At 54.1% G+C, this 11,965-nt stretch carries 10 protein-coding genes (1 of these 10 only partly in view); 7 read left to right on the top strand and 3 right to left on the bottom strand.

What is annotated here, in order from left to right; all coding sequences use genetic code 11:
• The first annotated feature begins 22 nt into the window (after positions 1 to 22).
• The 6 genes from JQC75_RS18745 (at position 23) to JQC75_RS18720 (ending at position 8,824) form a co-directional block, all read left to right on the top strand.
• Positions 23 to 448 (top strand): F0F1 ATP synthase subunit epsilon, encoded by a 426-nt coding sequence (locus JQC75_RS18745; RefSeq protein WP_126168840.1) that lies wholly within the window; start codon positions 23 to 25, stop codon positions 446 to 448.
• A gap of 135 nt (positions 449 to 583) precedes the next feature.
• Positions 584 to 1,948, top strand: a complete 1,365-nt coding sequence (glmU, locus tag JQC75_RS18740; protein ID WP_203325515.1) for a bifunctional UDP-N-acetylglucosamine diphosphorylase/glucosamine-1-phosphate N-acetyltransferase GlmU — start codon at positions 584 to 586, stop codon at positions 1,946 to 1,948.
• A 181-nt stretch (positions 1,949 to 2,129) separates the two neighbouring features.
• Positions 2,130 to 4,223, top strand: a complete 2,094-nt coding sequence (locus JQC75_RS18735) for a TonB-dependent siderophore receptor (protein WP_203325514.1) — start codon at positions 2,130 to 2,132, stop codon at positions 4,221 to 4,223.
• Between the two features lie 142 nt (positions 4,224 to 4,365).
• Complete coding sequence (locus JQC75_RS18730; RefSeq protein WP_203325513.1) at positions 4,366 to 5,130, top strand: DeoR/GlpR family DNA-binding transcription regulator; 765 nt, start codon at positions 4,366 to 4,368, stop codon at positions 5,128 to 5,130.
• A gap of 32 nt (positions 5,131 to 5,162) precedes the next feature.
• Complete coding sequence (gene glmS, locus JQC75_RS18725; protein WP_203325512.1) at positions 5,163 to 6,992, top strand: glutamine--fructose-6-phosphate transaminase (isomerizing); 1,830 nt, start codon at positions 5,163 to 5,165, stop codon at positions 6,990 to 6,992.
• Between the two features lie 398 nt (positions 6,993 to 7,390).
• The gene (locus JQC75_RS18720; protein WP_239002050.1) at positions 7,391 to 8,824 is read left to right on the top strand and encodes a DUF1996 domain-containing protein; all 1,434 of its coding nucleotides are present in this window, start codon (positions 7,391 to 7,393) and stop codon (positions 8,822 to 8,824) included.
• Between the two features lie 32 nt (positions 8,825 to 8,856).
• On the opposite strand, the gene JQC75_RS18715 is transcribed toward JQC75_RS18720, so the two are convergent.
• The 3 genes from JQC75_RS18715 to JQC75_RS18705 form a co-directional block, all read right to left on the bottom strand.
• Entirely contained in the window at positions 8,857 to 9,054 is a 198-nt protein-coding gene (locus JQC75_RS18715) for a DUF2061 domain-containing protein (protein ID WP_203325511.1), read from the bottom strand.
• 153 nt (positions 9,055 to 9,207) lie between these two features.
• A complete protein-coding gene (locus JQC75_RS18710) occupies positions 9,208 to 10,110 on the bottom strand; it encodes a 1,4-dihydroxy-2-naphthoyl-CoA synthase (protein ID WP_203325510.1) in 903 nt (300 codons plus the stop codon).
• An 81-nt stretch (positions 10,111 to 10,191) separates the two neighbouring features.
• Complete coding sequence (locus JQC75_RS18705; RefSeq protein WP_203327271.1) at positions 10,192 to 10,542, bottom strand: hypothetical protein; 351 nt, start codon at positions 10,540 to 10,542, stop codon at positions 10,192 to 10,194.
• 89 nt (positions 10,543 to 10,631) lie between these two features.
• On the opposite strand from JQC75_RS18705, the gene ccoG reads away from it, so the two are divergent.
• On the top strand, positions 10,632 to 11,965 hold the 5' portion of the coding sequence (gene ccoG / locus JQC75_RS18700; protein ID WP_203325509.1) for a cytochrome c oxidase accessory protein CcoG. The gene runs 91 nt beyond the window's last position; 1,334 of the gene's 1,425 nt are visible here — the first part of the coding sequence; the start codon lies at positions 10,632 to 10,634; its stop codon lies beyond the right edge, outside the window.

Below are 11,965 nucleotides of genomic sequence, written 5' to 3'. Positions count from 1 at the left end.
TGAGTCTTAAATGGAGAACGCTATGGCCATGACAGTACATCTTGATATCGTAAGTGCAGAAACTCGCATTTTTTCCGGTCTGGTAGAACACCTGCAAGTGACCGGTGGCGAAGGTGAACTGGGCATTATGCCCGGCCACGCCCCTCTGCTGACTTTTATCAAACCTGGCATGGTGCGCATCGTTAAGCAGCACGGTAAAGAAGAGGTCTTTTACCTGTCCGGCGGTTTGCTGGAAGTACAAGCCAATTCTGTGTCTGTGCTGGCTGATGTGGCTTTGCGTGCCGAAGACATTGATGAGCAGGCGGCTCTGGAAGCCAAACGTCGCGCCGAGGCCCATATGGCCGAAGCCGGTGCCGATTTCAACTATGCCGCGGCAGCCATTGAGCTGGCCAAGGCCGTAGCTCAGCTGCGTGTGGTTGAAACCATCAAGAAGAACATTGCCAGATAAGGTGAATGTGTCCCAAAAAAGGCGCCCCAGGGCGCCTTTTTTATTGGGCAAAAAAGCGTGCCTTCCTTTGCGTGGCGATGAATTTTAATTGGCCATCGGGTACACTTGCGCCAGATTAAAGATAAGGGACCTCCTATGTCACTCAATGTAGTCATTCTTGCCGCCGGAAAAGGCACCCGTATGCGCTCAGACCTGCCTAAGGTACTGCACAGCGTCGCCCACAAACCCATGGTTCAGCACGTGATAGACACGGCCCGTGAACTTAACGCCGATAACATCAATCTGGTGTATGGCTACGGCGGCGAACTGCTGAAAGCGAGGCTGGGTGAGCAGCCGCTGAACTTTGTGCTGCAGGCCGAGCAGTTGGGCACAGGCCATGCTGTGGCGCAGGCGATTGACCACATTAATGATGACGACACAGTGCTGGTGCTTTACGGCGATGTACCGCTCACCCGTAAGGAAACCCTCGAAGCTCTGCTGGCCGCCCGTCAACCTGACGGTGTGGCAGTGCTGACTGTGCATCTGGACAACCCCACAGGCTATGGCCGCATGGTGCGTGAAGGCGGCAAAGTTGTTGGCATCGTCGAGCAGAAGGATGCCAGCCCAGAGCAGCTTAAGATTAACGAAATCAACAGCGGCATCATGGCCCTGCCCGGCAAGCGTTTGAAGAGCTGGCTTGGCCGTCTCGAGAACAACAACGCCCAGGGCGAGTTCTACCTCACAGATGTCATCGCCATGGCCCACGCCGATGGTGTGGCCATTGATACCGCTCACCCCACCAATCCCATCGAGACCGAAGGCGCCAATAACCGGGTACAACTGGCTGCACTGGAGCGAGCCTATCAGGCTCGCCGCGCCGAAGAGCTGATGCTCAGTGGTGCCAACCTGCGTGACCCGGCCCGTATCGACATACGCGGTGACGTGACTGTGGGGATGGATGTGATGATCGATGTAAACGTGATTTTTGAAGGCAAGGTCAAGCTTGGCAATAACGTCACCATTGGTGCCGGTGCCATCCTCATCGACTGTGAGATTGCCGACAACGCCGACATCAAACCCTACAGCATCATCGAAGGTGCCAAACTGGGCGACAGCGCCAGTGCCGGCCCGTTCGCCCGTTTGCGCCCCGGCGCCGAGCTGCACAAAGACGCCCACATCGGCAACTTTGTCGAAATGAAAAAAGCTGTGCTCGGTGAAGGCTCCAAGGCTGGGCATCTTGCCTATCTCGGTGACGCCGAGATTGGCAAGGGTGTGAACATAGGCGCAGGTACCATCACCTGTAACTACGATGGCGCCAACAAGCATTTGACTGTGATTGAAGACGATGTCTTTGTCGGCAGTGATACCCAGCTGGTGGCTCCTGTGGTTATTCGTAAGGGCGCGACCCTGGGGGCGGGCTCTACCGTGACCCACGAAGTGGGCGAAAACGAGCTGGTGATCACCCGGGTGAAGCAGCGTCATATTCAGGGCTGGCAGCGTCCGGTGAAAAAGCCAAAGTAAAGTCCAAAGCGGGGTCAAGGGCGGCGCATTAGCGCCGCTTTTTTGTTGCTGGGCGCGCCTTTCGTGATCCCCCTCACCTGCAATTGTAAATTACCGTAAAGAAAATCAAATAAGAACCATTCTCAATTATAGTGCTGCCAGTTTCGTAAGACTTTTTGACAGAGTTGGTAAAGAGGTAGGCATGTTACTCAAATTCTCCACCCTGAGCCTGGCCGTGTTGGCCGCGCTGCAATCCCCGCTGGCACTGGCCAATGAAGCATCCCATGGCGACATGGAGCGTATCGAAGTTAAAGGCCGCAGCTTTAACGAATACAAGGTCGGTGCTGCTAATGGCGCCATGCGCGGCGATATGTTATTGCTGGAGACGCCACAGTCAGTGAGTGTGATCCCGGACTTCGTAACCGACGAGCAGCTCGCCACTAACCTTGCTGAAGTGCTGGTGAACGACTCTTCCATCACTGCCGGTACCCAACGCTGGAACCGTCAGGTGTTTTCACTGCGGGGGTTCGAGCTGGACTCTGGCTCTGGCTACCTCGCCAACGGCCATCAGCTGTTTGCCCACTATGTGTTGCCGATTGAAATCTTAAGCCAGGTGGAAGTGCTCAAGGGGCCTTCTTCCATGCTCTATGGCCAGTCTGGCCCGGGTGGGCTGGTGAACATGGTCACCAAGAAGCCTACCTATGACCCCCTATTTGAACTGGGCTTTGATACCGATGAAGAAGGTTCGACCCGCTTTCAGCTGGATGCAGGTGGCGCGCTGACGGATTCACTGCGCTACAGAGCCGTGGCCGTCAAACAGGACACCGAGTACTGGCGCAGCTATTCACCGTTGCCGGGCGAACAGGCCGAGCAACAGGAGCGTGACCGTTGGCTCGGCTTTGTTGCCGTCGATTACGACATCAGCGACAAGGTGCTGCTGTCGCTGCGCTATGACCGCACCGAAGATAAAACCGGCATCGATATTGGCGGTTGGCTCGACAAAGACGGCAACCTGATTGGTGGCCGCGAACAAATCTGGGATATGCCCTGGGCCTTTACCGACAATAGCATCACCAATCTGGGCGCCGATCTGGCTTGGCAGTTAAGTGACAACTGGCATTTGAAGCTGGGTTATAACGATCAACAGTTCAATCGGCAACGCTTTGATTCGGCGCCTCGTTACAATGCCGATGCCATGACCAAGGGATACCAGCTAAGCCCCTTCGACCGTTTCGATGACTGGAGCCACAAGACGGCATACGTGGACTTAAATGGTGAGTTTGAACTGGCGGGGATGGAGCACAAATTGCTGCTGGGCGCCAATAAGCTGGATTATGGCTATGCCCAATTGAGAACGCCCGGTGCAAAGCAAAATGTTATGCCCGGTGTGGCTGTGCCCCGTCCCGACATTTCCTACAAGGATGACACCAGCTGGTACACCAGTGAGTACCAGTTCTACGGCGTTTACCTGCAAGACCTTATCAGCATCAACGACCAGTGGAAGGTATTGGCCGGCGTGCGCTTCGATGAGCAAAAGGAAGACTCCGGCAACGATAATGCCGTATCGCCCAAATTTGGTGTGATTTGGCAGCCGCAGCAGGACTTGAGCCTGTACGCCAACTACTCCAGGAGTTTCGTCCCTCAGGGTAAGGTCAATGATGAGAACGACCTGAGCCATGAAATGGAGCTGGATCCTGAATTTGGTACCCAATATGAACTGGGTGCCAAATGGGAGCTGATGAATGGCGGTCTGCTGCTGACCGGCGCCCTGTTTGATATCGAAATCGATAACCGTATTGTGGTGCATACCCTGGACGTGCCGGTTGGCGATATCACCAGGGTGACCCGTCAGGATGGGATTCAGCATCATAAAGGGATGGAGCTGGGTGCCCAGGGCCAGGTCAGTGACAGCCTGTTCCTGACTGCCTCCATGATGTACCTGGATGCCGAATACAAAACCGCCGACAGCCTGAATGGCAAGACGCCAATCGATGCACCTGAGTGGTCGGCCAATATCTGGAGCCGCTATGAAGTGACGGATAACTTTGCGGTGAACCTGGGCGCTGTTTATGTGGGTGAACGTTTTGCCGATACCCAAAACAGCATCCGCAAAGACGGTTATGTTCGCTTCGATATGGGCGCCGCTTACACCTTCCATATCGGCGGCAGTGAATTTGATGTACGCGCCAACGTGCGCAACCTGTTCGATACCGAATATCTGGATGGCGGCAACTACCAGATGGTGACCATAGGTCAGGAGCGCAACGTTAACCTCGCGCTGAACGCCAGGTTCTAAACTTTCCCGCGCATCCAACCCAAACACAAAAGGCGGCCTAGAGGCTGCCTTTTGTGTTTCCGGTCTAAATTTCGCTCTTGGTCATTTTGTTTCGTTTATATATAATCTATCTTTCGAATCGAAAGTTGTGTGAAAGAAACGGATGACCAAACGCAATACTCAGCAGCGCCGCCGCAGCATTATCGAACTTCTGAATGCCCAGGGTGAGGTGAATGTGGACCAATTGGCGAGCGAGTTTGCCACCTCCGAGGTGACCATTCGCAAGGACCTGGCAGAGCTTGAGAAGGCGGGCTTGCTGTTTCGCCGTTATGGTGGCGCCGTGCCCTTGCCCCAGGAGCTGAACGCCCAGGCAGTGGCCATCTCCCCGGTGAAGCTTGCCATAGCCAAAGAGGCGGCCAAACTCATCCGCGACCATAACCGCATCATCATTGACTATGGCAGCACCACATTGGGGCTTATTCCCGAACTTGCCCAACGGCGCGGGTTGGTGGTGATGACCAATTCGCTGCAGCTGGCCAATGCCATCCATGAACTGGAGCAGGAACCAACACTTCTGATGACCGGCGGCACCTGGGATCCCCATTCCGAAAGCTTTCAGGGGCTGGTGGCCGAGCAGGTACTGCGCTCTTACGACTTCGATCAACTTTTTATCGGTGCCGATGGCATAGACCTCAGCCGCGGCACCACCACCTTCAACGAACTCGTTGGCCTGTCACGTGTGATGGCCGAGGTGTCGCGGGAGGTAATTGTCATGCTGGAGTCCGACAAGATAGGCCGACGCATTCCCAATCTCGAGCTGCCCTGGAGTCAGGTCAGCGCAGTGGTCACAGACAACAGATTGCCCAAAGAGGCAGTGGCCACCATAGAGACCCATGGGGTGAAGGTGTATCTGGCGGATGTTCAGTAGTTAGTTTTTACAGACCTTACGGAAATACAAGCATGTGTGGAATCGTTGGCGCCGTGGCGCAAAGGGACGTGGCCGAAATTTTGCTCGAGGGCCTGCGTCGTCTTGAATATCGTGGTTATGACTCTGCCGGTATGGCAGTGATCCAGAATGCCGAAATGAACCGTACCCGCCGGGTGGGTAAGGTCCAGGAGCTGGCCGACGCACTGGCCGAAGCCCCGCTTACCGGTGGTACAGGCATAGCCCATACCCGCTGGGCGACCCATGGTGAGCCGAGCGAGCGTAACGCGCACCCGCACCAGTCCGAGGGTGATATCGCGGTGGTGCACAACGGCATTATCGAAAACCACGCCAGGCTGCGTGAGCGCTTGAAGGGTCTGGGTTATCAGTTCAATTCAGATACCGACACCGAGGTGATTTGCCACCTGGTGCACCATGAACTCAAGAGCCACGATACTCTGCTGGCCGCCGTTCAGGCCACGGTGAAGCAGCTCGAAGGCGCTTACGGCACCGTAGTGATTGACCGCCGCGACCCTGAGCGTCTGGTTGTGGCCCGCAGCGGCAGCCCGCTGGTGATTGGTTTCGGTCTGGGTGAAAACTTTGTGGCCTCAGATCAGCTGGCGCTGCTACCGGTGACCCGCACCTTCGCCTTCCTCGAAGAAGGTGATGTGGCCGAAGTGACCCGCCGTGACGTGCGCATCTTCGATGTGGATGGCAATGAGGTAGAGCGTGAAGCCAAAGAGTCGGAAGTGACCCACGATGCCGGCGACAAGGGCGAATACCGCCACTATATGCTCAAGGAAATCTATGAGCAGCCACGTGCCCTGGCGCGCACCCTGGAAGGCCGCATCGCCAACATGCAGGTGCTGGACAGCGCCTTCGGCGACAAAGCAGCCGACCTCTTGAAAGACATCAAACACGTGCAGATCATCGCCTGTGGTACCAGTTACCATGCGGGCATGGCCGCCCGTTACTGGTTGGAACAATGGGCCGGTGTGTCCTGTAACGTGGAAATCGCCTCCGAATTCCGCTATCGCAAGTCGCACCTGTTCCCCAACAGTCTGCTGGTGACCATCTCCCAGTCCGGTGAAACCGCCGATACCCTGGCCGCGCTGCGTCTGGCCAAAGAAATGGGCTATCAGGCCACCCTGACCATCTGTAATGCCCCCGGTTCATCCCTGGTACGCGAATCTGACATGGCTTACATGATGAAAGCAGGCGCCGAAATCGGTGTGGCCTCCACCAAGGCCTTTACCGTGCAACTGGCTGGCCTCCTGATGCTGACCGCCGTGATTGGCCGCAACAACGGTATGTCTGCCGAGCTGCAATCATCATTAACCCAAAGCCTGCAATCACTGCCTGCCAAGGTTGAGCAGGCACTGGGTCTGGACGATGCCATTGCTTCACTGGCCGAAGACTTTGCCGACAAGCATCATGCGCTGTTCCTCGGCCGCGGCGATCAGTACCCCATCGCCATGGAAGGGGCACTCAAGCTCAAGGAAATCTCTTACATCCACGCCGAGGCTTATGCTTCCGGTGAGCTCAAACACGGCCCGCTGGCACTGATCGACGCCGATATGCCGGTGATTGTGGTCGCGCCCAATAACGAGCTGCTTGAAAAGCTGAAATCCAACGTGGAGGAAGTGCGTGCCCGTGGCGGCCTGATGTATGTGTTTGCCGACAAGGATGCCGAGTTCCAGTCTGACGACACCATGAAGGTGATCCCGGTGCCTCACTGTGATGAGTTTATGGCGCCGCTCATTTACACCATTCCGCTGCAGCTGCTGTCGTACCACGTGGCCTTGATTAAAGGCACCGACGTTGACCAGCCACGTAACCTGGCCAAGTCGGTTACCGTAGAGTAATCAGACTGTCTGTTGAGTTAAGCCTCCCTTTGGGGAGGCTTTTTTATGACATTTATTTGTCTTTTGACGGGGAATTTAACTTTTACTTAACCTTTGCATTTTGCTGACGTTGCTTTACATCGGACTTCATACACTGACTGGTGTGTTCCTTATGCGGAGGTAGAGACGATGAATCGCACGGTATTAACTGCGTTGGCGATAGTGCCAATTATCATGCTTGCTGGCTGTACCCATCATCATCGGGTCCACTCACAAGGCGGGCGCCCAGTCGCGCTGCAAATTCACGGCACAGACGCTGAGCACCATTCGGCACAAATCCTGATTTTGAATGCCCGCCCTAATCCAAAAGCGCTTTGCCGTCAGCACGGCAATCACTGGCATTGTGCGAGGTAATGATGATGAAACCGAACAAGAGTGTGGCGCTGGCATGGATGATTACTGTGGCTGGCTGCGGTGGCAGCGACGGCAGTGGAGGGGAGTCCGAACAACCTGTGTTGGCACTTAAGCCAGCCACACCCACCTTCAGTGTTAAACCCGACGCAATCATTTACGAACCATACACCCACATAGAATTCAGTGCCGATTTGGCCGCTTCCTATGAGTGCCAGCTCGATACCGATGACAAGAGTGGTGATATTACCGATTGTTCCAGCCCTATGTTGCTGTTGCCGCTGGCGGCAGACAGTCATCGCTTTAAGGTGTGGGCGGTGGCGGACAATGGCGCTCGCAGTAACTCGGCGGAGTTGTCTTGGCAGGTAGCCAGCACCTTTGGTGCAGATGGCAGTGTCCATGCTGATCTGGTCAGAACCAGTGTTATGCCCTCCAAGGCTGACCCGGCAAGCTGGCGTGGCATATTCAGGATTAACTGTGATTTTGCCCATTCCAGTTATCACGATCCCATAGTGTTTCCCGGGCAGGCCAATGCGGCACATTTACACCGCTTTTATGGTAACACCCTGGTTGATGAAACAACCGATATCGACTCCTTGTTTACAGAAGGTGAATCCAGCTGTCAGGGAAACACTCTAAACCGGTCTGCCTATTGGGTGCCTGCATTACTGGCACCCGAATATAATCCTGTCACCGGTGAACCTCTTTATGATGAACAGGGTGAACTGCGCTGGCGTGTTGTGCCTGCTGTGGTGGGAAATGATGAGCAAGCCCATGAAATCTTCTACTACTCCGCCGGTGTGGACGATTTGGACGCGATTCAGTCCATTCCCGTTGGGATGAAGATTATTGCCGGTAATGCCAAGGCGGGTCCCGGCTCTGAGCAGGATACTGCCGTTGTGCGCTGGCATTGCCAATCATGGGGATCGTCTGATGCCGGTAATCCGCGCTGGAGCAGCACAATTCCTGAGTGTGTTGCTCCCGACAGATTGCGGATGGACGTGTTTTTCCCCAGCTGCTGGAACGGTACAGATTTGGATTCTGCCGATCATCAAAGTCACTTGGCCTATCCACAGCGGGGCAGCGGTACTCAGGGGATGATTTGTCCTGCCACCCATCCCGTGCCCATTATCAGAGTGAGTTTTCACTATGCATTCGGGGTGACTCCGGATGTGTATGAGCCTCAATCAAAAAGCAGTCGTGGATGGCGATTGGCTTCTGACATGTATGACGTGACGCAGGATTCGCCCGGAGGCATATCGCTGCATGCGGACTGGATGAATGCCTGGCACCCAGAGGTACTGCAAACCGTGCTGGACGGGTGTATTCGAGAGGGATTGGATTGCCATGACGGCAATCTGGCCAATGGATTTCGCCTGACTGGAACCCGCCCCGGCAGTCAGACTGAACCACCAATCATCAATATGGGGATGGGCTATTAAACATTGTGCTAAACGTTACTCGCCTTAAGGGATCAGGCGAGTAGCTGAGGCAACTGCTTTTTTGCCTCTATGCGCTTCCAGACTTTTTCGTGGAAGTAAAACACCACGGTATTTATGGTTGGCTCAATCAGGGCCACGGCGCCACCGATAAGCAGGCTGCCGGTGAGCAAATACGTGATGCTGAAGGCCACACCAAAGTGCAGCGTGGCAAAGGTCATGGTCTTGAGCATGGTGGTGTCTCCCATTGATTAATTAACTCAGATGATAATAGTTATCAGTTGCAAGTAAAGTTAATTTGATCAATAGCGGCAAACGATACAGTCGATTAACCAAAAAGACGCAGCACCTGGCTGCGTCTTTTGCTGGTGGAGTACAAGCTTAGGTCAGTAGTGCCAGGGGAACTTGCTGTAATCCTGATCGCGCTTTTCCAAAAACGCATCGCGGCCTTCGCGTGCTTCTTCTGTGCCGTAGGCCAGGCGGGTGGCCTCACCGGCAAACAGCTGCTGGCCAACCAGGCCGTCATCCGGCAGGTTAAAACCGTATTTGAGCATGCGCATGGCGGTGGGGGATTTGGAATTGATCTCTTTGGCCCAGCGCAGCGCCTCGGTTTCAAGTTCAGCATGGGGAATACTGCGATTGACCATGCCCATAGCGACCGCTTCATCGGCACTGTAGTTAAAGCCCAGGAAGAAGATTTCCCGGGCGCGCTTTTGTCCCACCATCTTGGCGAGATAGGCACTGCCGTAGCCGGAGTCGAAACTGGCCACATCCGGATCGGTTTGTTTAAATACAGCGTGTTCCTTTGAGGCCAATGTCAGGTCGCACACCACATGCAGGCTGTGACCACCACCGACGGCCCAACCGGGGACAACGGCTATCACTACCTTGGGCATAAAGCGGATAAGTCGCTGCACTTCCAGAATGTGCAATCTGCCCATACGTGCCACATCGGCCTTGCCCGCTTCTTCACCTTCGTATTTATAGCCGTCTTTGCCACGAATGCGCTGGTCGCCACCGGAGGAAAAGGAATACTGCCCTTTGGCAGAGGGACCGTTACCGGTCAGCAGCACACAGCCAACGTCAGACCATTGGCGGGCATGGTCCAGGGCGGTGTAGAGTTCATCAACGGTTTTGGGGCGAAAGGCGTTGAGACAATCTGGGCGGTTAAAAGCGATGCGTACCGTGCCCTGATCCTTGGCCCTGTGATAGGTGATGTCGTCGAATGCAAAACCTGGTACTTCTGTCCAGCGATCTGGATCAAAGTTATCAGAAACTTTTTTGGTCATGACTGAGCCTGCCTATGTTCACATTAGTTGCCACAGGCTAGGCTCAAGTTGGTTTAGGGTCAATGCTTTAAGACAAAAGCATCAGAGATTGTCGCAAATAAACAGCAGGTTTTCTTTATCAAAGACAGGGTGACTCACACCGCTTTTTTCGCAGTAGTTTTCTTTAAAATCCATCACACTGTTTTTATCGGTCAGCACAGCATCAAATTCTGAAAGCTCTGCCGCAGTGAGTCGCTGTCCTATTTCTGCCTTGAGTTTCTGCAGCCTGCCGTCAACACGGATGATTTGTGTGCCGGTTAAAGAATCGAGCTTTCGCTCAATTTTCTTCAGCACCATCTGAGTTTCAGCGATAGGTTCGTCCAGTTTGTCGGTTTCTGTGTAGAGGTAATACAAACCGACGGCGATCAACGCCAAGATAATCCAGCCTCTCATCTTTTGGTCCAATCGAGTGAATGTACTTTAGTAATAAGGCTATAATAAGCCACTTTTCGAGCAACATTAAAGCGGTAAAAGGTTGTCAGATGAACGCAGATTCGAATAACAAGGACTACTCGAAAGCCGAGCGGATTAAAATCCATCAACCGGACGCCAGCAAGGCGGACAGATTTAACCCCCGTAACCGAATTTATGTCCGTGCCGTTGATGGTTTATGGAGTAAAGTGCGTCGTCGCATGGGCTGGGTGGCAATGTTGTTCTTCCTGTTATTGCCCTGGCTTCCGTGGGGTGATAGGCAAGCGGTGTGGTTTAATCTGGCTGAGCAAAAGTTTCATGTATTTGGCCTGACAATTTGGCCCCAGGATCTGACCCTGCTGGCGGCTCTCTTTATGATTGCCGCCTTTGCCCTGTTTTTCGTGACCACTTACCTTGGAAGGGTCTGGTGTGGTTATACCTGCCCACAAACCGTATGGACCTTTATCTTTATCTGGTTTGAAGAAAAACTCGAAGGCCCCCGCAATAAGCGCATTAAGATGGACCAAATGCCGTGGGACTTTGACAAAGTGTGGCGTAAAACGGCCAAGCATGGTGCCTGGTTACTGATCTCCTTCCTTACTGCAACAACCTTTGTCTCCTATTTTGTGCCAACCCGGGAGCTTTACCTGGATGTTCTCACCCTGAACGCCAGTGGTGCTATTTACTTCTGGGTGGTCTTCTTCACCTTTGCGACCTATGGCAATGCCGGCTGGATGCGGGAAATCATGTGTATCCACATGTGCCCCTATGCCCGTTTCCAGGCAGCCATGTTCGACAAGAACACCTATATAGTGGGTTACGATGTAGCTCGCGGCGAAACCCGTGGCCCACGATCACGTAAGGCCGACCCCAAAGAAATGGGGCTGGGTGACTGCATCGACTGCGACCTCTGTGTGCAGGTCTGCCCAACTGGTATCGATATCCGTAATGGTCTGCAGTATGAGTGCATCAACTGCGGTGCCTGTATTGATGCGTGTGACCAGACCATGGACCGCATGGGTTACGCCAAGGGGCTTATCAGCTACACCACCGAAAACATGCTCGAAGGTAAGAAAGAGAAAGTACTGCGGCCCAAGCTGGTGGGCTATGGTGTGGTGCTTACTGCGATGATTTTGGTGTTTGTTGGTCTCGCGGCAACCATATCACCCCTGCGTATCGATGTGATTCGTGACCGTAACGCCCTCTACCGCGAAGACAGCCGCGGCATGATTGAGAACACCTTTACGCTGAAGATCCTTAACAAGACCGAAGCAGACCATGTATACCGGCTCTCGGTGGAAGACCTGCCCAACTATCGTTGGATTGGTGATGAGACTGTCACAGTCAAAGCGGGAGAAGTCTTAACCTTACCCGTAAGCGTGGCGGTAGATCCGGTAGAACTGAA

The sequence above is a fragment of the Shewanella litorisediminis genome, from assembly GCF_016834455.1.
Lineage (GTDB): Bacteria > Pseudomonadota > Gammaproteobacteria > Enterobacterales > Shewanellaceae > Shewanella > Shewanella litorisediminis.
The sequence above is the reverse complement of the archived record's forward strand: the minus strand, read 5'-3'. Positions and strand labels throughout refer to the sequence as shown.

Coding starts and splice junctions, on each gene's coding strand:
- JQC75_RS18730 (WP_203325513.1), top strand. CDS start 4,366: ATGACCAAACGCAATACTCAGCAGCGCCGCCGCAGCATTATCGAACTT.
- JQC75_RS18715 (WP_203325511.1), bottom strand. CDS start 9,054: ATGCTCAAGACCATGACCTTTGCCACGCTGCACTTTGGTGTGGCCTTC.
- glmU (WP_203325515.1), top strand. CDS start 584: ATGTCACTCAATGTAGTCATTCTTGCCGCCGGAAAAGGCACCCGTATG.
- JQC75_RS18705 (WP_203327271.1), bottom strand. CDS start 10,542: ATGAGAGGCTGGATTATCTTGGCGTTGATCGCCGTCGGTTTGTATTAC.
- glmS (WP_203325512.1), top strand. CDS start 5,163: ATGTGTGGAATCGTTGGCGCCGTGGCGCAAAGGGACGTGGCCGAAATT.
- JQC75_RS18720 (WP_239002050.1), top strand. CDS start 7,391: ATGAAACCGAACAAGAGTGTGGCGCTGGCATGGATGATTACTGTGGCT.
- JQC75_RS18710 (WP_203325510.1), bottom strand. CDS start 10,110: ATGACCAAAAAAGTTTCTGATAACTTTGATCCAGATCGCTGGACAGAA.
- JQC75_RS18735 (WP_203325514.1), top strand. CDS start 2,130: ATGTTACTCAAATTCTCCACCCTGAGCCTGGCCGTGTTGGCCGCGCTG.
- JQC75_RS18745 (WP_126168840.1), top strand. CDS start 23: ATGGCCATGACAGTACATCTTGATATCGTAAGTGCAGAAACTCGCATT.